This window comes from Virgisporangium ochraceum (assembly GCF_016863655.1).
Classification (GTDB): Bacteria; Actinomycetota; Actinomycetes; order Mycobacteriales; family Micromonosporaceae; genus Virgisporangium; species Virgisporangium ochraceum.
On the sequence record NZ_BOPH01000088.1, the window covers coordinates 105780 to 127491 of the forward strand.

Below are 21712 nucleotides of genomic sequence, written 5' to 3' on the forward strand. Positions count from 1 at the left end.
CTGGCCGCCGGTCGAATGCGGGACCGCGGCGAGGTGGTCCTCGTGGGACAGTTCTGCGTCATCGACGTCCTTCTGCCGCACTCGCCCGCCGACCACCTACGCCGCCACACTCGCGCTCGCCCACTAACCTTCGAGGCGTGTGGATGCATCTGGAGGAGAGAATGTCCTATCCCGGTAGCCCCGCCGGTCCTCAGCAGCCTCCATATCCCCACGGTGCCGGTGACGTCACCAACCCGCTTCCTCCCGGTCGCAATGGGCCGCCGGTTCAGCCCGCCCCACCGGTCTCCGGCCAGCCCTATGCCTCGCCCTTGACATCACCGTCCGGACACGGCCCTTATCCGGCCCCGTACAGCGGCGGAGGTGCCTACGGGTACGACTTCACCACGCCGGCGCCGAGTGCCGCATCGCCGGTCAGCAGCATCAGCCCGACCGGCCAGGACGGGTCGGTCGGTGGCCGGCGACGCCGGACGGCGGTGCCGCTGCTCGCGTCGCTGCTCGGCGTGTTCGTGCTGGCGACGGCCGTCCTCGCCGTGTTGTACGCCGACAGGAACGGCGACTACAACGACCGGAGGAAGGTCGCCGAGCAGCGGCAGGAGCAGCTCGCCAGAACCTCCAGCGACCTCAAGAAGGCGCAGGAGGCCCTCGCCAGGGTTGAGAGCGATCTGGCAACAGCGAAGCGGGACCTCGCCACCTCGCAGGCACGCGCTGATGAACTCGGTCGTCAGAAGACGGTTCTGTGGAAATGCCTCCAGTTGCTGAACGAGTCTGCTCAAGCCGAACTCGCCGGCAATGCCGCACTGGCGCAGCAGAAGAGCGCCGAAGCCGTACCCATCTGCAGAGAGGCTCTCGCTATCCCCGGATAGGGCCTACCTGCCGTCAGGTAGAGGGGCTACCCGACGGGACCGGCGGCGCGTCGGTGGACGTCACCCGCTGCAATCGGCTGGAGTAGGAGTCTGCTGCGGTGATGATCAGGGTGTCGCCGCTGCAGACGTACTCAGTTGACACAGAGTCACCCTCGATCGTGACGACGTTGTAGAACTGGCCGTTGCGGTTGAGGGTGGAGGTTGCGTCGCTGCGGATGGTGTCGCTGAAGATCCGACCGTCCCGGATCTCGTAGTGGTCGGTCAGGGTTCCACGGAGGATGACGGTCCACTCGACGGATTTGTGCTTCGCCGTATTGGGCTTGGTGGCGCTGTAGTTGTACGTGACCGTCTTGTCGGCACGGAAATCGACAACGGTACCGCCTGGCCCGACAAACACGAGGACGTCCCCGTTCTCGACCTCTACCTGCTGTTCGGACGATACCGAGCGCCAGGGCCCCAGCAGACAGGGGTCGACGCCCGGTGGATAGCTCGCCGACGGGCTGACCATACCGGCGATCGATGTCGCCGTGTCGGAACCGCGTTCACCGTCTCGGTCGGCTTCCCGGGAGTTGAAGATCGCAAAGACCGTCGCGGAGGCCACGAACAGAATGAGGAGTGCGGCGGCGGCCAACCATCCGGTGCGGGCTCGCGCCGAGCGGCCGGTGGCGGCCGCCTGCGGAACCGCGATCGGCGTGGCGGGGCCCGGCCACGTCGGAACACCCGGCGGTTGTCCGGCCCCGGCCCCGACGAGAGTGCTTCCGAGGGTGGCCTGGTGCGGCGGCGCGCTGACCATGCTCGGCGGCTCGCGTCTGCTGTCGTACAGGGCGCCCTCGGCGACAACCAGTTCCGGCTGCGCGGCGATGGTCGGCACCAGTCCGAACGCGCGATGCAGGACGGTGGACACCATCGGCAGCCGGGCACCGCCACCGGTGGTGAAGATCGCGGCAAGGTGATCCGCGCCGATGCCGGCCTCGGCGAGGACCTCCCGGGCCGTGGCGACGGTCCGGTCGAGCACCGGGACGGCCAACTGGTCCATAACCTCCCGGCCAAGGGGCACCTCCACGTCGAACCCGGGCACGTGGATCAGCGTCGCGGTACTGCGCGAGAGCATCTCTCCTTACCCCGACGCACCCCGTCCCACAACTGCACCCTGGCTCGCCGGTCCCCTGCGGTTGTCGGCCGCTCCAGCCGGCTCCATTGCTCGGCACCCACCATGCCTGCCCGCAGGTGGGCGACGATTGCGGCGTCGATGTCAAGGCCACCGGCATCGGAACGGCCGCGGCTGGCAAGGACCTCGAAGCCGTCGTCGGTGCGCCGTACCACCGAGGCGTCGAACGTTCCGGCGCCGAGATCGTAGACGAGAGCGGCCGCACCCGGGGCGATGCGGTGACCCGCGACAGTGGTGAAGTAGTTCGCCGCCGCGACCGGTTCGCTGACAAACGACCGCGCTGAGCCGCCGCCGACCGCAGGACAGCCTGCCGCTGCTCGCTCCACACTGCGGGATAGGTCAAGGTGAGCGAGTCCGGTGGTCCCGCACCCACCTGGTCCGCCTCGGCCAGCACGCATGCGAGCACCGCGGCGAAGACCCGGTCGATCCGGTACTCGTGGACCCCGAGCAGCATCGTGCCGTCATCGACGCACCGCTTGGGATGCGGCTCGAACGCTCCCGGCTCGGCCAGGCCAAGGTGGAGCGCGTCCCGCCCGACAAGCAGATGCCCGGACGCCTGTGCGCACACGGCTGACGGCAACAACGGCGAGCCGTCGAACAGCAGCGGCCGCGGCTGCCCTCCATCGAGGCTGATCATCGCGACGGTGTTGGAGGTGCCGAAGTCGATACTCAGCCGCACAGCCCGCCGCTCCATCGACCCAGATTAACCCCCCTCGCCCAGCCCGCCCCGAGGCGCAGGAGCCGCGCGACGTCGACGGTTCGGGTCGTCCGGCCGTGCGCCGGCGGCGGGCTGGCGAACGACGCGAATTTCCGCAGAGTTGCCTGGCAACTTCCGGGTGTTGTCGTGAAGCCTTGCGACGGTCGCAGTGCTTCGACGCCGAGGAGGGGCATATCCGTCAGAAGAGCCGTGGTCTCGGGGCTCGAGATCGCATGGCGGAAACCGTGGCGCTGGGCGGAGCGCCTCCTTGCCGTGAGCGATGGCGATCTCGCCTGACGGCATTTCACTCAGTTCGTTGAAGATCGACGGGGAACGATGCAAATTCGTATTGTCATGGTCGTGGTTGTTGCTCTCGGCGCGTTCGTCGCCGCCTGCGGTGAAGATGACGGTGGTAGTCCCAGGACCGCCGCCACTCCGCAGGACGCGCTGACCCGCCTGACCGGCTACATCGCCGACGACAAGGGCAAGGAAGCGTGCGCGTTGATGATCACCGCGGTCCGCGAGAAGTTCGGACCGGAGAACGACGTCAAGGACTGCGAAACGGCCGTCAGCAGTCTGTCCAGCCAGGTGACCGACAAAAAGGCGTATCGCGAGATGGTTCCGTCCGGCCTCGAGGTCGACGGTGACACCGCCGAGGTCAGCGGGTACTGCGGCGATGGCTGGACCAACGCCGACGGCAGCCGGAGCAAACTCAAGTTCGACCCGAACGACCTGGGTACTCTGACGCTACGCAAGGACGACGGTGGCTGGGTAATCTCCGACTACACCGGTCAGAAGCATTACTCCAGCTGCGGTGGCTGACGGCGTCGAGCGCAGGGGTCACGCTTGGGTTCGGGCGCGCGGAACGGTGCGAGTTGCAGTCCCTCAGCGCGTCCACTGCGCCATCGTCCGTCACGCCAGGTGGCGGGGACCCCCTCGACGCGAGTCTGCCGAGTTCACCGCACTCGACGACGGTGCGGGCTCATAGCACCGCACCGACCACCGTTCGGCCCTGACGTGCCGCGGCAAGGTAGAACCTGTAGATCTTGTAGACCTCGGCCCCGTAGAAAAACGCCGATTCGTCGTCATCGAACGCGGAGGGCTCCGCTGGCAGCGCGGCCGATTCAGCTCTCACCCCCTGTGCTATCTCGGCTACCCGGTGCGGCGTCGCCGCCCATACCGGACCGTATCCGAGCGTGACGCCCAAGTCGTCGGCGCCAGAACCGTTGACCGCCTTCGACAGCCACGTATCCTGGGCCACGAATTCGACCGGCTGCGCGAATGTCGACGCCAGTCGCCCAAGATGTATCCAGTTGCCATCGATGGTGTCGGTCTTCTTCTTGAAGTCGCTCCGCGGTAGCGCGCCGTCCCCATAGAAGAGATCGCGGACCAACTCAGGACGCGCCCGAACCTCCACCGCAAACCCGGGTGTGATCTTGGCGAGGTGGTACACCATCGACATGCCGCGGAGCGTATCGCCAGCGAACAAGATCGATGGAGCCTCTTCGAAGCACTCGATCCCAGAAGCTGCACCCATCCGCCGCGTAGTGGGCGGCGGTACCGCGGGGTCCCGGGCCCACGGTAAGGGCACGCGTGCAGGCCTGGCGGGAGATGCCCGGGCCGCGCTGCGAACAGCCACGACGAGAAGGGTCTCAGTCGACGGCCACGCTGAGAACCGTGCCGGAGCCGACCCGGGCGCCGTACCAGATGTCGAAGGCGTCGCCCTCGCGCACCGCGGCCGCCGGCACCGCCAGCGCGATGACGTACTCGCCGGCCGCGCCGGGCACGAGCGGACCGCCCCCGCCGCCGTGCGGTAGGGCGCGGATCTCGCCGCCGAACGTGGTGCCGCCGAACCTGTAGAGGAAAGACTGCGCGGGCAGCGGCAGCCTGAACTCAGGCCGCCCCGGCTCGGCCGCGTTGAGGACGACACGGGCCCGGAAGCGCATACGTCACCATATCCGGACCCGGCCGATGAGGGCGACGAGCCGCTCGGAGAGGAAGAAGGCGCGTCCTTCGCCCGCGATGGTCACCGCCTCGGCCTCGGCCAGGCGTCCCTCGACGATGCTGGCGGAGGTGACCGTGTACGGCCCGCCGATCCCGGCGTCGGTGTACATCCGCGCGAGTGCCTCGGCCTGCTCGCGGGTCGGGTAGAAGTACTTGCCGATGTTGCCGGGCCCGAGGCGGTAGGTGTACCGGTTGGACTTGATGTCGGTCAGCTCCACCGGCTGCACGACGCGCCACAGCGTCACGATCGCGACCGAGGCCGGATCCGGCAGGTCGGGGCCGGGCAGGTCCGCCGGGGCGACGAGCGTGAGGAAGTCGTTGCGGGCGCCCTGCCGGGTTCCGTAGGAGACGTAGAAGACGATGCTGGTGTCGTTGGCGCGCTTCCCGGCACAGGTGATCGGAATGGTGAGCGTCGCCGACGGTACGAGCGTCGGAGGCGCGAGGTACGTCGGGTCGACGGCGAGTTGGGGATCGCCGCGCAGTGTCGCCGCCGTCTTCGCCGTCGTTACCCGCACGAGCCGGGAATCCGCGTCGTAGCAGCGCACCTCCCACCAGTACGACACGGTGATGTCGTTGATGCCCTGCGGCGCCACGAATCCGGCGGCCTGCACGGTGGCGCCGGCCGCGGCGAAGTAGGCGCTCGGTTCGCCGTCGCGGGCCGCGGTGCGCAGCACCGTCGTCCCGTGGATGCCCCACAGCGCGGTGTTGGTCAGCAGAAAACCGTCGGGCGGAACCGCCGCCGCCGGCCGGGCCGGCTGCAGCAGCCCGGCGAAGACGAGCAGTGAGCACAGCACGGTGATGAGCCGGCGACGGCGGGCAGCGGCCACGATTTCCCCCGGATATCGACGTTGGCAACCGATTCCGCGACGGTACGGCGCCCGGCCGGCGGGAGTCATGGTGCGGTGGGTGGAAGCTCCGTCTCCAACCCAGGGTTGATGACGGCGATGGTGTCCGGCGGCACGCTCGGCGCAGGAACCCGCCGCGGCGTCACGTGACGAGCACCGGTGCCGACGGCCCCTGCCGCCAGTCGTACGCGCCGAGCGTCGGCGCCCAGAAGTACGGGCGGCCGTAGGCCTTCTTCGTTCCCGGGGGAGTGCTGAGGAACGGCATCACCGAGCACGATCGCGACGCGCCGGGTGCCAGCCATTCCTTGGGGTAGCAGGTGTTGAAGCCACCCAGGTCGGTGAAGACCTCGAGCTTGCTGATGTAGTGGCTGGTGCTGGCCGACTGGTTCACGATCCAGACGGTGCCCTCCATCCAGTCGGCGCCGCCGACGGCACAGGTCGCGTACCGCAGGCCCGGGTTGGTCGGGCCGACCGTGTACCAGATGCAGTTGGCGCTCGTGACGGCGTGCGCCGGCGCGGCGGGTAGGAGGACGGAGGCCAGGATCGCCGCCAGGGCGAGGAGTGAGCTACGAAGTCGCATGCCGGAAGTCAACACATCGCGGGGTGCAGCGAGACCTGAGCGTCATCTTGCCGACACTCTCCGTGACTGGTGTTGATCTGGTGGCGCCACCCGCCTGCCGGGCGTCGCCAACCAACCGTCGCAATGGCCAACTAAGCCTGGTAGTCCCGCACGCGTTCGACAACGGGGGTGCGGTCATCGGCCGGCAGTTCCTCCCGGTGCGCGCGGCGCCGCCGCGTGACGCGGACGGCTAGGACGACGCCGCCGACCACGCCCAGGACCGCCGGGATCGCGCCCAGTACGATGCCGCCGCCCAGGATGCGGAGCAGGTGCCCGTTGTCGGGCACCTGGGCGATCGCCAGCGTGACCCCGGCCGGACCGGTGCACCTCAGGCTGCCCGTGCCGGTGCGGTCGGACACGATCTCGGAGTGGGCCGCCCAGGACCGTTGGCCGCTGAAGAAGGTAAAGGTGTAGTCCACCCCGAAGACATCGACCTCCGCCCCGGCGACCTCGCCGGTGCAGAACAGGTCGACGGGGTCGGTGGGGCTGGTGTAGAGCACGACCGGTTCGCCGGCCCGCAGGTCGAGCGGGATCGCCTCGCCGGCCAGGTGACGGCTGCCAGGGTCGGGGAACTCGTCGATCCACACCCGCGCCCGCGCGGCGAAGAGCAGCATGCCGACGAGCACTCCCAGCACCGCGACCGCCGCGGCGAGCGCGTACCAGCGGCGCCACGGGCGCAGGTCGGCGCCGGCCGGAGCCGGAGAGGACGTCATGGCCGACATCGTGCCGCAGCGCCCGCCCGCGCGCTGACCCATTTCCGCCGACCTCCGCCAGGAAAGTCCCGTCGACGACCCGTGGGCCCCGGGCCGGAGCCCACGGGAAGGACTGCTTACAGGTTGGTGACGTCCTGCAGGGGACGGATGTAGACCGTCCCCTTGTCGTCCGGGAAGACCTCGACGATCTCCTCGCTGTACGACAGGTTGCCGGTGCTCTTCAACGCGACGTCGACCCGAAGCTTGTCCGACGTGACGCCGACGTGCCGGGCGAAGACGCCGACCGCGCGGCCCTGCTTGACGCCGGAGCCGATTTCCACGACGGCAGTGCCGTCGGCTCTCCTGTGCACGGTCACGATGCCGCGGTCTGTCTGGGCCATGACAGCCTCCTCTACCTTCGGTACGGATTCATTGGTCTACGGGGAGGAACGGGGTACGCGGCTCGGTCGGGCTGCCGAACATGACCCGCCTCCAGTCACCGGCGAAGCAGAACACTCCGCACGTCGTCCGGACACCGAGCCGGCCGGGGATCCGCGAGCCGGCGATGTGCCGCGGCACGCTGCCCATCGAGTAGACGCTGTCGATGTCGGGCCACAGCGAGATGCTCAACATCACCCGACGGCGCCAGTCGATGATTACCCGGCTGCCGATGAGCCCCTCGGCGATGCGGTGCACGTCCCGCTTGATCCGGAGGTGGAGCAGGACCATGTACAGGAGCTTGGCGACGGTGCCGCACTCGAACCGGGTGACCATCACCTGCCCGCCCTCCGGGTGGAGTTCGAACAGCGGCTCCATGCCGTCGGGCCGGGGACTGCGGCGGCCGGTTCCGGCCCCCGCCTGGTTCTCGACACCCATGTCCGCTCCCTCCCTCGTCGTGCGGGCCTAGTTGCAGCTGTATGCGGAAGCGGTGTACGTGCCCGACGAGTTCTTGATCTCACAGCACTGGCAGCGCACGTAGCCGGCGTGCCAGCAGTGCCACACGTAGTGCGAGGCGGCCAGGCACTGCGAGATCGTCTTCGTCGGCGCCATCGCCAGGTGACAGCACGCGACGTTGTACACGGCCGCCGCCGGACCACTGCGTCCGAACACGGTGATGGCGGCGGCGATGCCGGAGGCGCCCACGCCCCCGAGCAGGCGGCGTCTGCGCACCTGTCCCGCCTTCTTGTCGATACTGCCGTCGCTCATGGGCGACCTCCTCATGTCGGGTGCCCCCGCGGTTCGGGCACGGGTTGCCATGTCTAGACGGTCAGGCCGTGCACGGAGACGCCGACCGCCGCCGCGAGGATGAGCAGCCCGGACGCCCGCCTGATCCGCCACACCCACCGGCCGCTCCAGCCCGCCCCGGTCCGTTCGGTCGCCCCCGCGGTCACCGTGGACACGATGACGAGGACGGTCGAGGTGACGGAGATCGAGATCAGCGCCACCGCCGCGAGGGATGGCTGGAGGAGGACCAGCCCGGCCAACGACGCCCAGATCAGCGACGTCGTCTTCTGGGTCGTGAACAGCAGCGCGAGGTCGAACCCCCACACCACGCCGAGCCAGCCCGGGGTCAGCTTGTGCCAGAGGTTCTGGGGAACCTGACGCCAGGCGTGCGGCGTCCGCTGCCGGAGGTCGGCGACGCCCAGCAGTGCGAGCACCAGTACCACGGCGGCCAGCGAGGCCCACCGGGGCAACGGATCGAGCACCCGGCCGAGCAGGTACACGGGCAGTGCGAGCACGCCGGCTCCCGCGACGCCACCGGCCAGCAGACCGGCGAGGAACCGGACTCCCTCAGCGCGGGACCTGCCCATCATCGGGCTGGCGACCCCAGCCATCGACAGTCCTCAAGGGCTGAAAGCCTGCAGGACGGCGCCGAGCAGGCCCGCGGCCAGAATCACCCCCGCGTACATGGTCAGTTGCAGCTGTACGCCGACGCGACGGTGGCGCCATAGGGGTCCTTGACCTCGCAGCACTGGCAGCGCACGTAGCCCGCGTGCCAGCAGTGCCATACATAGTGCCGTCCGGACAGGCACGACGAGATCGTCCGGGTCGGCGCGTACTCCAGGTGACAGCACGCGACGTTGTACTTGGCCGCCGCGGGACCGCTGCGTCCGAACACGGCGACAGCGGCGGCCAGGCCCGTCGCGCCGAGCCCGCCGAGCACGCGCCGTCGGCGCGGCCGCCCGTTCTCCTGTTTGCCGGTCATGGTGCTACCTCCTCATGTCGGTGTCCGCCAAGGGCGCGGGCGCTGGCGGCGTTGAGCGCGGCGACGTCGTTGAACAGCAATGTCGCCGCCACGGTGGAGTGTGCGAACAGAACCGCCACCGGGCTGGACTCGACGTTGAACTCGGCGCGCACCCAGTCACCGTTCACGTCCAGCAGGTGGGGCAAAGGGCCGAGCCCGTACCGCGTGACGAACTCCTCGCCCCGAGCGACGTCGCCACACGTCACCACGACGCCCCACGGCCGGTCGGCGGTGATGTCGGGCCGCTGCGCCAACTGCTGAGCGACGGTCTGGCAACTGGCGCAGACGGTGCTCAGCACCAGCAGTACCGCGGTGTCGGCCGTGCCGATCACCTCCAGTCCGCCCGGCCAGACGTCCGGCACGTGCCCGATGCGCGCGTCCTCGACCGGCTCCACCTGGGTCGACGGCGGTGCGGGGCTGGCCGGGTCACCGACGCGTGAGGCGAGCTCACCGACCATCGCGAACAGGGCCACCATGCCACCGGCGAGCAGCAGGAGGACGAATCCGAAGAACAGGTCCATTCATGGCTCCTTGGCTAGGTGCGGGGAACCGGTCGACGTGCGGAGAAGTGGTCTACCTGTCTGCCTGTGCCGGCTTCGGCCCGAGCAGCCCCCACATGAGAGCGCGGTAGGTCCACGCGCAGAGCAGCAGGGTGGAGGCGGCGCCTGCCAGCGGGGCCGCATTCAATGGATCCGGATCGGATGACACCGCGGCCACGTTCAGCCCGGCGACGCCGAGGAACGCCACGCCGGCCAGGACGTTGCGCAGACCCAACGCCTGGTCTCCGCCGCCGAGGCAGCCGCACGCGACGGTGCTCCGGCGCGCGCGACCGGCGAGGCCGGCCACCGCGAAGGTGAGCCCGAGCACCGCGAGGCCGTACCCGGCCGCCACGCTCGAGGCCGGCAGCAGCAGTGTTATCGCTACCATCAGCTCTGCCGCGGCGAAGATCTTCACGGCCGCAGCCGGTACCTCATGCCCGGGCAGCAGTTCACGGAGCGCGCGACGCACCGGTTGCGGGACAACGAGTTTGGTGGTTCCGGCGACAATCAGGCCGGCGGCGGTAAGCGAATTCACTGCGATCAGGGCAGAGTCGAATGAACTCACCGGCCACCCCCGTGGTCACAAGCATTGCGGTGACGGATCGTGGACCGTCATCCTCCGGTTCGTGGTCAGCAGCGTACGGTCAGGATTCGACCACGGTCAATAGTTAACGTTCACTTCGCCAGTGCGGGCCGAGTCGCGTCCATGATTCGGACGGCTGCTCGGCGGCGCCGGCAAGCGGCGCGCCGAGGCGTGGGTGGACAGAGGTGCGGAAGCTCGCGCAGGGTGCGTCACGCTCGCCCAGATCCTCTTGGTCCGCATCGGTAACCTGTGAGCCGATGGCCATCTGCGAGATCATGCGCCACCTGACCGAACCGACGGGTCTGGTCCCATGACACTCGAGGAAGCCCGCCGACTGTTGGCGGAGACGGCGGCCCCGTTCGAGGCGGCCTTCATCGATCACATCTTCAGCAACGAGCCGCTTGAGGACGGATACGAGGCCGCCGACCCGCCGCGCCGAGCGCTCCTGTGTGACGCCGCTGAACTGCTGGTGATGACGGGTGAGAGCGGCTACCGGGGAAACCTCACCGACGCCGCTCGAGTGCTGGGCCACTGCATGGACCCGCAACGGCTGACCCGGCTTGTAGCCGGCTACCGTGACGGCGGCCGGCACATCGCCGAGGAGCTGAGCTACATCCTGTGGCGCGCTGCGGGGTCGCTGTCCGGTACCGATCTGGATGTGTTGCAGGAACTGTTCCTCGCCTCACCGGCAAACCATCTGGTCGTCGGCCGGGCCGTACTGGACCGCCGCCCGGCCGGCCCAGCGTGGGACGCTTTGCTGGTGCACATCACGGAGTCCGAGGACCCGACCTGGCTTGCCACCGTGTGTGAGTTCCTGACGGACAAACAGGTTTTCGAGGGCGAGGACCGGCTGTCGGAGTGGTACGCACGCATGCGCGCCAAGCCGCTGTCCCTGCGCCGGGCCACGGCCGCCAAGGTCACAGCCCGGCCATGGGGACTACTGACGGAACTGGGCCTGAACCGATGACGCCGAACATGACACGGCCAGTAAAGTGGCGCGGTGCCCGTTCCCGCCGCTGCCACGATGCCGGGCGACCGGTTCCTGCCGCACCCTGAGGAAGACTGGTACGACCGCGACATCGGCACCACGGGCGGCGGTCTCGAGCACGTCTTCTGGGCCACCCCGGCGCAGCGCCGCTCGTACGTGCGTTACATCCTGGCCGGGCACGGCGGCGAGCGCAGCTGGGAGCTCCGCGAGCTGGTCGACTGGGAGCCGGAGTCGCTGGCCCCGTGGGCCGATGCGGTAACCACCTTCGACAGCGTCGCGATCGACCACCTCAGCGACGTCGAGTGGCCCGACTACTGGCTGGCGGCCTATCACGCGTCCGACCCGGCGGTCGACGCCCTCGCGGCCCGGATCGCGGACGGTCCACCGGGCAGGACGTCCCCTCCCGGGGACAAGCGGGTGCATCTACTCGCCGGGGTCGACACCGATCACGCCTTGGCCCGCCTGGCCGACCTGGCCCGCGCCCGTCCGGAGCTCCGGGAGATCGCCGCTGGGCACGGCATCTGGGTGCCGCCCGAAGGACCAGGGGTCCGCCGCTACGTCCGGCCGCTGCGGCTGATCCTGTCCGAGCACCCGGAGCCAGAGCCGGGCCTGCGGGTGGACCCGCCAGCCGGCGACGTCCTCGCCGATCCGCGCGGTACCGGCTGCGCCCGTCCCCTGTCGATAGTGCTCGACGTCGACCTGAGCCTGCTCGGTCTCGCCCCGGCCGGCACCCGGCGGCACCCGTTCATCGGCAGCCTCTGCTCTCAGTGCGAGGCCGACGAGGAGATGGCCACCTTCCGGAGTTGGACCACGGTGGACGGGAAGCTCGTCCTCGACGACGAACGGGACGAACGCTGCCCCGGCAACGACGACAGCGGGCATGCCTGGACCAACCCCGTCCGCCTCGGGCTCGGCCGCGGCAACCGGTACCAGCCGTACGACCCGGACGTGCCGCGCCAGCCGAAGCCGGTCGGCTGGCTGGGTGGGCTGCCGGAGTTCCGGCAGCACCCGTTCTGGCCGGAGTGCTGCGACAAGCCCATGGTGTACGTGGGGCAGGCAAACCAGGGCGTGCTCGGCGGGTTCAGCCAGTACCTGTACGGGTTCGCCTGCGAATGCGGCGCCGGGGCCCAGGTCGGCCAGCACACCTGAGCCCTGCCTTGTTCATCAGGGCCGGTCAGCCGGCGGGACAACCCCGCCGATGCACAGTCGCGGATCCGACCCGGCGTCGGCTGAACGGGATGGAACCGGTTGGAACGCCCGTTCGGGTGCCCGTCGTTCGCGACGGACCGAGCGAACTCCAAGGAGCATCAACATGACGAACACCTCCCGCATACGCACGACCCTGCGCCGCCTCGCCGTGGTGGCGACCGCGGCGGCGGCGCTGCTCGGCGTGACCGCCACGTCGGCGTGGGCGCTGAACCACAACACGTACAACAAGCTCAAGAGCGCCGACGTCCGCCAGTACTGCACGGACATGAAGTCCGAGGACCCGGCGGAAGGCGCCCGGGCGCAGCTGTGGACCTGCTCCGGCGCGTCCCAGCAGCAGTTCATCCTCGTCGTCGCGAGCGGCCCGGTGCCGGGCCTGGAGACCATCCGGTCGAAGAGCGCCCGCAAATGCCTGACCGTCACCGGCACGACGGCCGGCTCCGGGGTCGTGCAGCACGAGTGCTACAGCGGCCCGGTCCCGAACCCCACCGGCAGCTTCACCCACGCCGAGAACTGGGACCTGCGCACGACCGGTGAGATCGTCAACCAGCTGACCGGCATGTGCCTTGACACCACGTCCAACCGCAAGGGCGCGCCGCTCATGGTGTGGCCCTGCAACGGCAACATCTCGCAGCGGTGGTACTTCTAGGCAACCCGCCCCGTTCGGGTCAGCACCGGCGGGCGCACCGCCCAAGCGTGGCGGTGACGGTCGTGGCGGGTGTGCCTGAGCTCACCAGGTCTCCACTCGGGTAGGTCGTGCTGGACACCCGGAGACGTCTGGGCGGTCCGCTGTTGCCAGCAGCGGACCGCCCCTTCGCGGTTCCGGTCGTCCGTGCTGGGCGGCTTCAGGGGGTGATCGGCTCGCCGGTGCGGGCGTCGTGGATCCGGATCACGCGCTCGTCCGCCGTCGTCGTGGCCAGCACGGCACCGTCCGGACTGTAGGCGACCGCATGCACCCGCTCGGTGCCCGGGACGAGTAGCCGGCTCCCGCCCGTGCCGACATCGAACAGGTAGATGCCGCCCTGCACCGCCCCGGCGGCGACGGTCGAGCCGTCCGGGCTGAACACCGGCGAGCGCATGCCGGGGAAGTCCGAATGCAGGACCGTCCGTGGCGCGCCGGTGGCCGCGTCCCAGAGCCGCAGGGTTTCGTCGTCGCTGTGGGTCATGAGCAGGGAGCCGTCCGGGCTGAACGACACGCCGAAGATCTGGTCGTGATGGGCCGTGAAGGTCAGCCGGGCCGCGCCGGTGTCGGCGTCCCAGGTCTGGATCTGGCCCAGTTCGTCGGCGGTGGCCAGGACGGTGCCGTCGGGGCTGTACGCGATCGCGTCGACCGACTCGTAGTTGTTGTTGGCCTTGAACGCCAGCAGTTCGGAGCCGCTGCGCGGATCCCAGAGCTGGACGGTGCCGGTCTGGTCCGCCGTCGCCAGGATGGCCGAGTCCGGGCTGAACGCCACCGATCCGATGTAGACGCTGGTGGTGGTCAGCACGACCGGGCTGGCGCCGGTGCGCGGGTTCCAGATCCGCACCTTGCGGTCGAGACCCGTGCTGACGAGCATCGTGCCGTCCGGGCTGAACGCGAGATCCTTCGGCCGCTCCTTGTGCCCGGCCAGGGTCAGCACCGGCGCGCCGGTCCGTGCGTCCCACGTGCGCACCAGGTGGTCCTCGCCGATCGAGGCGATGACCGAGCCGTCCGGGCTGAACTCGAGGCGGCCGGTGTAGCCGCGGTGACCGGCGAGCACCATCCGCCGCGCACCGGTCCCTGGGTCCCACAGGTGCACGGTCGCGTCCTCGCCGGCCGACGCCAGCAGCGCCGGGTCCGGGCCGAACGCGATGCAGTTCACGGCCGCCGACCCGTGCCCGGCCAGTTCGTGCCGCAGGTCACCGGTCGGCGTGTCGTAGACGCGGACGACGCCGTTCCCGGCCGCCGCGAGTGTCTTCCCGTCCGGGCCGAAGGCCACGGATCGCATGAAACCCGATGCCGGCAGGGTCAGCTTCGCCGTACCGGTGCGCGCGTCCCATGTCCGCGTTGCGTCGCGGACCGACGCCGCGAGCGTGCCGCCGTCCGGGCTGAACGCCACCGACACCGCCTGATCGGCTTCCACGGTCAGGCCCGGCGCGCCGTTGCGTGCGTCCCAGGTGCGGACGGTCCTGTCCGCGGACGCCGACGCGATCGTCGACCCGTCGGGACTCCACGCCACGCCCCAGACGCCTTGGTCGTGCCCGCGCAGCACCATGCCGGCGGCGCCCGTGCGCGCGTCCCAGAGGCGCACGGTGCCGTCCTCGCCGGCGGTGGCGAGCATCGATCCGTCCGGGCTGTAGGTCATGGAGTGCACCTGGTCGCTCAGCGGGCTGCGCCCATACGGTCCGAGGCCGGTGGCGTGGCCATCCAGGGCCCGGATCAGCGTGCCGGTGGCGGCGTCGCGGATCTCGACGCTGCCCGCGTTGCCGGCCGCGGCGAGCGTCGACCCGTCTGGCGCGTACGCCACGGTCTTGACCGGTTGGCCGTCGCCGCGCAGCGTGTGCACCTCCGCACCGGTGGCCACGGCCCATGTCCGGACCGTGCCGTCCTCTCCCGCGGTCGCAAACGTCATGCCGTCGGGACTCAGGGCCACAGCGTTGACACCCCCGGCGTGCCCCGCGAAGGGCGTCCGGGCGCCGCGTAGGTCAATCATCGGTCGCGAGAATACGCCGCGCCGGCAAGCTGCAGTCGCACGCCAGCCTCATCACGGGGCTTGGGCGAGTGGCGCATGTCCAGGATCGCCACAGTGTGGCGCGTTGATCAGCCGGCTACGGTTCCTCAGCGTTTGAGGCGGACCGCCTCGAAGGCGGCACTCGGCCTGCCCAGGTACGTGTCGACGATGCGCGATTCGATGTGTTCCGCCGACCAGATGGCTTCGGGTTCGAGATCCTCACATTCGTCGGTGGACGCGGTGAAGCGACGTTTCCCCGGCTCGACGATCTTGATGTCGAACTTGTTGACCGGGCTCTGCCAGAAGAATCGGGGAATCGGCGGTAGGTTCGACCGACCGACGTGGGTGACCGGCTTTCCCCACCGCCCCGTGGAGTACGCGCCCCGCTCGACCAGCGTCACGAACATCGGAGCGGTCGCCGGTGGCCGTCCGTCGACGAACACCGCCTGGTACCCGTAGAAGGCGATGTAGGGAAAAGTCTCCAGCATCAGTGCGTAGGCGAAGTCCTCCTCGCCCATACGAAACTTGAGCACCGCTCCTGGCTCGAACTTGACACGCATGGCTCCGCCTCCCGCGACGGGCGGACCTTAGCACGCCAGAAGGGGGCGGCCCGGACGGTCCCTTGAAGCCATGCCGCGGGGTGATTCGACACAGACTGTCCGCCAACGATCGCGGTTGCCTCTCCAGCCGCGCTCCGGTCAGCAGTCACGCGTGGCAGGTGGGTTGCGTGGCCGGCGACTGCTCCGCCGCTACGGCAGCGGAGACCGGAACACCGTGACCAGTTCCGAGATGTGCGTGACCGCGACGAGCCGGCCGTCGGGCGAGACCGCGACGTCCGTTGCGGCATAGGGCGATCCGCCCGGCGTCTCGTATGTCGGTGCGAGCCGCTGGCCGGTCGTGACGTCGTACGTTGCGGCCGGTGCGGTGACCCGCTCCGGCATGCTCACCTGCACCGGCACGCCGACGAGCACCGTGCGGTCCGGCGACATCGTGAGGGCCTCGAAGCGTTCGTACCAGTAGGCGCCGCGGGTGCTGCCCGCGATCGTCCAGCGCAACTCACCGGTGTCGACCGAGACGCCGTAGCATCCGACATGCAACCCGCCGCTCGCCACCAACAGCCGCTCGGTCGCGTCGAAAGCGAGCTCCAGAAGGTACCGGGCCATGCCGTCGGTACGGTCCGGGAAAGGGAACGGGACCGAGAGCACCCGGCGGGCACCCTCGACCTCCCAGATCTCGAGGCCGCAGGTGGAGTAACTGGCACTGAACCGGGCTACCGCGAGCAGCCGGCCGGACGGCGACAGCGTCGACGGCGAAGTCAGGCTTGAGGTGACCGGCACGTCGAGACACGGTTCGCCGTCCGGTCCGAGGACCCGCAGGACGCTGTCGTCGCGGACCAGGACCCGCCGGTGCGCGTCGTCCCACTGCGGACGCAGGTAGAGCAGCTCCCGAAGCCGGCCGGTGACCGGCGAGAGCGCATACGTGGCCTCTGTCATGGAGGACCGGGTGCCGGCCGTGAACGTCACGTGCGAGCCGTCGGCGTCGAACGCCAGGGTACGGGTCACCGCGTCGGGGTCCGGGTCCTTGTGGGCGACCACGCGGACACCGGTCCGCAGGTCGACGAGGTGCACTTCGCGGCCGCCTTCTTGAATCGACACGGCGAGCGCGAGCGTGTGCCCGTCCGGGTGGAACGCCACCATGTTCGCGTTGCTGCGCCGCGGCAACAGGCCGTGGAAGACCACGCCGCCCGGCTCCGTCTCGTCGACGGCCCGGAGCTCCACGTACCCCTCCCGCATCTTCCGGACGGCGGCCTTCTCCAGTTCCGCCCGTGCGGCGTCGCGGTCACCCAACACCTTCACGCTGTCCCGCGCCCTGCCCGCTCCCGCCCACCGACTCCGCCGCAGGTCGCCTCCGTCGAGCCAGAACCGCACATGCCGTGGCGTTCTCGATCCGGGCAGAGTCAGGGTCACGGCGTCACGAAGCACCGGGGAATTATCCACACCGCACGGGTGCGCAGGGGGAGCTGCCGGCCGGATACGTGCGAACGCAATCGCGGATCACGACCTCTCGCGTGCGGATGACCGATGCTGGCGATCTCCATGACCCGGTTCCCGGGCAGCGAGATCGCCGTCGCGCCCCCGGCCCCGGCGCTTCGAGGTCATCGCGTGGGAGTGGTGAGGATGGACACCACGTCGAGGGCGCAGGCGATGCGGGCGTGCACTGCTGTGCTGCCTGGCGTGCTGGCGAGGAGGTCGCGCAGCCCGTCGACGAGCGGCATGTGCCCGGTCACGCCCAGCATCTGCGCCATCCGGGCGGCGTTGGACGGTTGCCGGCGTGCGATGAACTTCGCAGTCAGCGGCAACATGGCCAGGACGAACGTCGAGCGGTCGGGCACGGATTGCGGGCCGCGGCCGTGGGGTGCGGGCAGGTCAGCCGGCCAGGCGTACCAGTCGGCGGCATCCGCTTCAGTCGCCGTGAACGCCCTCGATCGCACCCGTGGGGACTGGCGCTGTGACCGGGGAGCCATAGACTTCCGCTGGTGCATGACGAGGTGACCCGTGCGCAGCTTGACGCACTGCTCAATGAGGAGACCGGCGACCGCGACGTTCTGGCGGCGCTTCTGCACGAACGAATCGGGCTATGGCCGTGGTGGGACAGTGCATGGCGGGTCATCGAGATCCGCGAGGTGCGAGTTCGGCAGCTCGACGTCTGGCTACACGAAGTGACGATTGACGGAATCGTTGGCCGGAGTGAGGGGACGACCCTGGCGTTCTCGGCCTTCACACGTGTGGCGGGGTCACGACTTGACCGGTTCGAGATGCGGTTCGAGGACACGCTGATCGGGCCGCCGATCCGCCATAACGACCCACACCCATTCGGATCGATCTTCGCTGCGCTCATGGACCGGCGGGGGATCTCGCGCAGGGAAATGGCGCGCCGCTGCTACCTCGCCGAGTCGACCGTTGCCAAGATGCGAGCGGGGTACCTGGTGCCCCGACAGCGACGTCGTGTCGTGGACTTGGCCGCGGCGCTGGAGATGCCCGTCGGCGACCTGATGGCCATCGCCGGCCTGCCGGATGACGCTTGAACGGTCCATTCCTGCTGGTCACAAGGAGCGATTTGCGGGCGGCACCGGAACCACCCGACCGACCTCGTACGCCATAGCTCCAGGCGTTCCGGACCGCGCGGGCCACCCCTGCTCGCGGCGCACCACGACCGCGCCGCCGAGCGCGACCGCCTCGACGTCAGAACGGCTGCTACCTGCGTTTTCGTGGGCCGTTCGGGCAGACTTGGGCCGTGGCGAGTCACGAGTTCGGTGCCGCGGTGCGCCAGTTGCGGGAGAGTACGGCTCCTGCGACTGTCGGGCTGCCGGTCGGCCGTCGGCGGGTGCGGGGTTTGCGGCGGGAGGAGCTCGGCGAGCTCGCCGGGATGTCCGCGGACTACGTACGCCGGTTGGAGCAGGGGCGTAGCCATCCGTCGGCCGGGGTGGTGAAGGCCATCGCACGGGCGTTGCGGGTCGGGCGGGCGGAGTACGAGCGGCTCTGTGCGCTGGCCGGGTACGCCGCCGTGGACGGGCAGGTGCCGAACGAGGTCGGTCCGGGCGCGATGCGGCTGCTGGAGCGGTTCCCGGACACCCCGATGTTCGTCTCCGACGCGGCAATGAACCTGCTCGCCGTGAACCGCGCGTTCCTGGCGCTGGGGCATTGGCACCTCAATGGGGACCCTTGGGAGTGGAACATCGCCTGGCGTACGTTCTGCGATCCGTTCGACGGTTTCAAGCAGTCCGCGGCCGACGCGACGGACCACGAGTCGGTCCTCGTCGCCCAGTTACGCAGCGCGTTGCTGCGGTATCCCGCTGATGTGTCTCTTGCCGCGTTGGTGGACGAGATGCGCAGCCGGAGCCGCCCGTTCGACACCTTGTGGCGCGCGCCGCGACCGGTGAGCGCCTATGAGAGCAGTGCGGCGTTCATCCATCCCGAGGTCGGCGCCGTCACGCTGGTCGGCAGCCTGCTCGCCGTCCCCGGCGACGATCTGGCGGCCCTGATGCTCACCGCGGCGCCGGGCTCGGCCGACGCCGCGCGTCTGGGTGAGATCGTCGGCGGCGCGGGGGAGCCGACCATCCTCAGGGTGGGCCAGTCCGGCCCAGGTTGACCGCGCCGGATCCTGCGACGGTGAGTGACGTCGACGGCAACGCGTCGACGGCGCTCACGGAAGCAGGTTCAGAGATGAAGGCAGTGCGTTTTCACGAGTTCGGCGGTCCCGAGGTCCTGTGTTACGAGGACGTCGAGCAGCCCACGCCCGGCGCCGGTCAGGTCCGGATCCGCGTCGCCGCGACGTCGTTCAACGGTGTCGACGGCAACATCCGCGCGGGCTACATGCAGGGCCCGATTCCGGTCCAGCTGCCACACACCCCCGGCATCGACGTCGCGGGCACGGTCGACGCGGTCGGTGACGGCGTGGACGACGTCGCGGTCGGCGACCGGGTCATCGGATTCCTGCCGATGACGGCGCCCGGGGCGGCTGCGGAGTACGTCATCGCGCCGGCGGAGATTCTGACGGGGGCGCCGAAGAACATCCCGTTGGCCGACTCCGCCGCGTTCCCGCTGGTGGGCCTGACCGCCTGGCAGGCGTTGTTCGACCACGGCAAGCTGACCGCCGGTCAGCGGGTGCTGATCAACGGCGCGGGAGGAGCGGTCGGCGGATACGCCGTGCAGCTGGCCAAGGAGGTCGGTGCCCACGTGGTCGCCACGGCCAGCGCACGCAGCGCCGACCGGGTCAAAGCCGCGGGTGCCGACGAGGTGATCGACCACACCACTGCCGACGTGACCGCGGCGGTGGCCGAGCCGGTCGACCTCGTGGTCAACTTCGCGCCGGTCGCCCCGGAGCAGTTGGCCGCGCTGGTCACGCTGATCCGTGACGGCGGCACGCTCGTCAACACCACGGTCTGGATGCCCGCCCCGTCCGACGGGGAGCGCGGTGTGCGCGGCATCGACCTGTTCGTCCGCAGCGACGCCGACCAACTCGCCGACCTCGCCGCCCGTGTCGGCACCGGTGAGCTGCGCGTCGAGGTCGCCCAGCGGGTACCCCTGGCGCAGCTCGCTGCCGTGCACGCCCAGGCCGCCGCCGGTCAGCTGCCCAGCGGCAAGACCATCGTCATCCTCTGACACATCTTTCGAAGGAGCCGCAGCAATGATCCCCGACGACGATCCGAACCGTTCGCTGACCGTGGCGCACCCGGACGATCCGGGCACCACGTACGTCTCGCTGGTCGGCAACACGTACGCCATGCTCATCACCGGCGAGCAGACCAACGGACAGTACTGCCTGATCGACATGCGGGTGCCCGACGGCGGCGGCCCGCCGCCGCACCGCCACGACTTCGAGGAGATGTTCACCATCCTTGAGGGCGAGGTCGAGTTCATGTTCCGCGGCGAGAGGCACACCGTGCGGGCAGGGTCGACCATCAACATCCCGGCGAACGCGCCGCACAACTTCCGCAACGTCTCGGGCGCGGCGGCCCGCATGCTCTGCATGTGCACGCCCGCCGGCCAGGACGAGTACTTCCTGCGCATCGGCGACGTGATCGCCGGCAAGGACGCCCCGCCGCCCCGGCTGTCGCCGGACGAACTCGCCGAACGCCGCCGACGCGCGGCCGAGCTGGCATCGACGTACCGCAGCGAGTTCCTGTAGGCCGGGCACGCGCCGGAACCATCGCTCGCCGCGGCAGGTGTGTGACGCCCGGTCTTCGTACAGGCGCGCACATCTGGCCGAGATCAGTGCATCCGATCTTGGTTCCAGCCAAGACGAAGACCTCGTCTGTCATCGATCAATCGCTGAAGCGAGTCCTGTGCTGGCCGACCTTTCGGGACAGCTTTGGATTTCACTCTTCGGCAAGTTCCCGCAGGACGAGGTCTAGCAGTTCAGTGGGTGAGTCAGTGACTTCAGCCCGGTACCTGGCTGCGATGGTCCGGCAGGGACAGGATGGTCTTCGAACGGTACCTCTGACCGCTCGCTATTGATCAATTGCTCTGCCGTTCGGCGCTATTGTCGCGTCCGGCCGGTGATTTTCGACGGATCGGAGCTCTTGCCGTCGGCGGTGTTCCTCGGCTCCGACGGCGAGATGCTGACCGGTCGCGACGCCCTGGACGCCGCGCGGACGGCGCCGGATCGGTTCGAGCCGCACCCGAAACGGTGCGTCGACGACCGCGCGGTCCTGCTCGGCGGTGTCGAGGTGACGGTGGTCGATCTGCTGGCGGCGCCGTTGCGGCGGGTGGCCGCTGAGGCCCCCTGGGATCCGGACGCCGCGGCCGGCTCGGTGACGGTGACCTGCCCTGCTGGGTGGGCGGCCACACGACAGGGGTCGCTGACCGCTCACCGGACCCATCCTGCCGGACTTTGCCGATGCGCGATGTGCGCGTCCACCGGTACCTATCACGTGATCCGGCGTGACGACCCGGCGGACGAGCCGCCCCGGCTGGTCGACACGCGCACTGGCGAGGTCCGTCGAGACGGGTGCCACCGTTCTGGAAGACGCCGACGGGGACGGGGTGTTGGTGGCGTGTCCCGACGCGGGTT

Annotated in this window: 27 protein-coding genes; 9 read left to right on the forward strand and 18 right to left on the reverse strand. The window is 69.7% G+C overall.

Annotated features, from left to right (window positions below):
• Positions 1–308: 308 nt before the first annotated feature.
• Positions 309–863 (forward strand): hypothetical protein, encoded by a 555-nt coding sequence (locus tag Voc01_RS31475; protein ID WP_203931238.1) that lies wholly within the window; start codon positions 309–311, stop codon positions 861–863.
• A 13-nt stretch (positions 864–876) separates the two neighbouring features.
• Here the strand turns inward: Voc01_RS31475 and Voc01_RS31480 are convergent, their stop codons facing one another.
• Complete coding sequence (locus Voc01_RS31480; protein WP_203931239.1) at positions 877–1974, reverse strand: Hsp70 family protein; 1098 nt, start codon at positions 1972–1974, stop codon at positions 877–879.
• The gene (locus Voc01_RS54735; RefSeq protein WP_373873895.1) at positions 1947–2429 is read right to left on the reverse strand and encodes an Hsp70 family protein; all 483 of its coding nucleotides are present in this window, start codon (positions 2427–2429) and stop codon (positions 1947–1949) included. Before Voc01_RS54735 ends, Voc01_RS31480 begins: the two co-directional genes overlap by 28 nt.
• A 659-nt stretch (positions 2430–3088) precedes the next feature.
• On the opposite strand from Voc01_RS54735, the gene Voc01_RS31490 reads away from it, so the two are divergent.
• Positions 3089–3550, forward strand: a complete 462-nt coding sequence (locus tag Voc01_RS31490) for a hypothetical protein (protein ID WP_203931241.1) — start codon at positions 3089–3091, stop codon at positions 3548–3550.
• 160 nt (positions 3551–3710) lie between these two features.
• Here Voc01_RS31490 and Voc01_RS31495 read toward each other — a convergent pair whose 3' ends face one another.
• From Voc01_RS31495 to Voc01_RS31550, 12 genes are all read right to left on the reverse strand, one after another.
• Positions 3711–4190, reverse strand: coding sequence for a hypothetical protein (locus tag Voc01_RS31495; protein ID WP_203931242.1), 480 nt, complete (start codon positions 4188–4190; stop codon positions 3711–3713).
• Positions 4191–4380: 190 nt separating this feature from the next.
• The gene (locus Voc01_RS31500) at positions 4381–4674 is read right to left on the reverse strand and encodes a hypothetical protein (RefSeq protein ID WP_203931243.1); all 294 of its coding nucleotides are present in this window, start codon (positions 4672–4674) and stop codon (positions 4381–4383) included.
• A gap of 3 nt (positions 4675–4677) precedes the next feature.
• Positions 4678–5559, reverse strand: coding sequence for a hypothetical protein (locus tag Voc01_RS31505; RefSeq protein ID WP_203931244.1), 882 nt, complete (start codon positions 5557–5559; stop codon positions 4678–4680).
• Between the two features lie 160 nt (positions 5560–5719).
• Complete coding sequence (locus Voc01_RS31510) at positions 5720–6157, reverse strand: hypothetical protein (protein ID WP_203931245.1); 438 nt, start codon at positions 6155–6157, stop codon at positions 5720–5722.
• 131 nt (positions 6158–6288) lie between these two features.
• Positions 6289–6909 (reverse strand): hypothetical protein, encoded by a 621-nt coding sequence (locus tag Voc01_RS31515; RefSeq protein WP_203931246.1) that lies wholly within the window; start codon positions 6907–6909, stop codon positions 6289–6291.
• Positions 6910–7025: 116 nt separating this feature from the next.
• The gene (locus tag Voc01_RS31520; RefSeq protein ID WP_203931247.1) at positions 7026–7289 is read right to left on the reverse strand and encodes a hypothetical protein; all 264 of its coding nucleotides are present in this window, start codon (positions 7287–7289) and stop codon (positions 7026–7028) included.
• Positions 7290–7317: 28 nt separating this feature from the next.
• On the reverse strand, positions 7318–7764 hold the full coding sequence (locus Voc01_RS31525; protein WP_203931248.1) for a hypothetical protein: 447 nt from the start codon (positions 7762–7764) through the stop codon (positions 7318–7320).
• Between the two features lie 27 nt (positions 7765–7791).
• Complete coding sequence (locus Voc01_RS31530) at positions 7792–8094, reverse strand: hypothetical protein (protein WP_203931249.1); 303 nt, start codon at positions 8092–8094, stop codon at positions 7792–7794.
• A 53-nt stretch (positions 8095–8147) separates the two neighbouring features.
• Positions 8148–8723, reverse strand: a complete 576-nt coding sequence (locus tag Voc01_RS31535; RefSeq protein WP_203931250.1) for a hypothetical protein — start codon at positions 8721–8723, stop codon at positions 8148–8150.
• A gap of 77 nt (positions 8724–8800) precedes the next feature.
• Entirely contained in the window at positions 8801–9094 is a 294-nt protein-coding gene (locus tag Voc01_RS31540) for a hypothetical protein (RefSeq protein WP_203931251.1), read from the reverse strand.
• Positions 9091–9654 (reverse strand): hypothetical protein, encoded by a 564-nt coding sequence (locus Voc01_RS31545; protein WP_203931252.1) that lies wholly within the window; start codon positions 9652–9654, stop codon positions 9091–9093. Before Voc01_RS31545 ends, Voc01_RS31540 begins: the two co-directional genes overlap by 4 nt.
• Positions 9655–9706: 52 nt before the next feature.
• A complete protein-coding gene (locus Voc01_RS31550; protein ID WP_203931253.1) occupies positions 9707–10237 on the reverse strand; it encodes a MauE/DoxX family redox-associated membrane protein in 531 nt (176 codons plus the stop codon).
• Between the two features lie 328 nt (positions 10238–10565).
• Here Voc01_RS31550 and Voc01_RS31555 point away from each other — a divergent pair, with 328 nt between their 5' ends.
• From Voc01_RS31555 to Voc01_RS31565, 3 genes are all read left to right on the forward strand, one after another.
• Complete coding sequence (locus Voc01_RS31555) at positions 10566–11222, forward strand: hypothetical protein (protein ID WP_203931254.1); 657 nt, start codon at positions 10566–10568, stop codon at positions 11220–11222.
• Between the two features lie 33 nt (positions 11223–11255).
• Positions 11256–12392 carry a hypothetical protein gene (locus Voc01_RS31560; protein WP_203931255.1) on the forward strand — a complete coding sequence of 379 codons (1137 nt, stop codon included), beginning with the start codon at positions 11256–11258 and terminating at the stop codon, positions 12390–12392.
• A 163-nt stretch (positions 12393–12555) separates the two neighbouring features.
• Positions 12556–13098, forward strand: coding sequence for an RICIN domain-containing protein (locus Voc01_RS31565; protein ID WP_203931256.1), 543 nt, complete (start codon positions 12556–12558; stop codon positions 13096–13098).
• A 196-nt stretch (positions 13099–13294) separates the two neighbouring features.
• On the opposite strand, the gene Voc01_RS31570 is transcribed toward Voc01_RS31565, so the two are convergent.
• The 4 genes from Voc01_RS31570 to Voc01_RS31585 form a co-directional block, all read right to left on the reverse strand.
• Entirely contained in the window at positions 13295–15121 is a 1827-nt protein-coding gene (locus Voc01_RS31570) for a WD40 repeat domain-containing protein (protein ID WP_203931257.1), read from the reverse strand.
• A 125-nt stretch (positions 15122–15246) separates the two neighbouring features.
• Complete coding sequence (locus Voc01_RS31575; RefSeq protein WP_203931258.1) at positions 15247–15699, reverse strand: hypothetical protein; 453 nt, start codon at positions 15697–15699, stop codon at positions 15247–15249.
• 189 nt (positions 15700–15888) lie between these two features.
• Positions 15889–16986 carry a WD40 repeat domain-containing protein gene (locus Voc01_RS31580; RefSeq protein WP_203931259.1) on the reverse strand — a complete coding sequence of 366 codons (1098 nt, stop codon included), beginning with the start codon at positions 16984–16986 and terminating at the stop codon, positions 15889–15891.
• Between the two features lie 308 nt (positions 16987–17294).
• On the reverse strand, positions 17295–17501 hold the full coding sequence (locus Voc01_RS31585) for a hypothetical protein (protein WP_203931260.1): 207 nt from the start codon (positions 17499–17501) through the stop codon (positions 17295–17297).
• 174 nt (positions 17502–17675) lie between these two features.
• Here Voc01_RS31585 and Voc01_RS31590 point away from each other — a divergent pair, with 174 nt between their 5' ends.
• The 4 genes from Voc01_RS31590 (at position 17676) to Voc01_RS31605 (ending at position 20827) form a co-directional block, all read left to right on the forward strand.
• Complete coding sequence (locus Voc01_RS31590; RefSeq protein WP_203931261.1) at positions 17676–18224, forward strand: helix-turn-helix domain-containing protein; 549 nt, start codon at positions 17676–17678, stop codon at positions 18222–18224.
• Between the two features lie 209 nt (positions 18225–18433).
• Positions 18434–19288 (forward strand): helix-turn-helix domain-containing protein, encoded by an 855-nt coding sequence (locus tag Voc01_RS31595; RefSeq protein ID WP_203931262.1) that lies wholly within the window; start codon positions 18434–18436, stop codon positions 19286–19288.
• Positions 19289–19308: 20 nt separating this feature from the next.
• Complete coding sequence (locus Voc01_RS31600; RefSeq protein ID WP_239160608.1) at positions 19309–20301, forward strand: NADP-dependent oxidoreductase; 993 nt, start codon at positions 19309–19311, stop codon at positions 20299–20301.
• Between the two features lie 25 nt (positions 20302–20326).
• Entirely contained in the window at positions 20327–20827 is a 501-nt protein-coding gene (locus tag Voc01_RS31605) for a cupin domain-containing protein (RefSeq protein WP_203931263.1), read from the forward strand.
• The last annotated feature ends 885 nt before the right edge of the window (positions 20828–21712 follow it).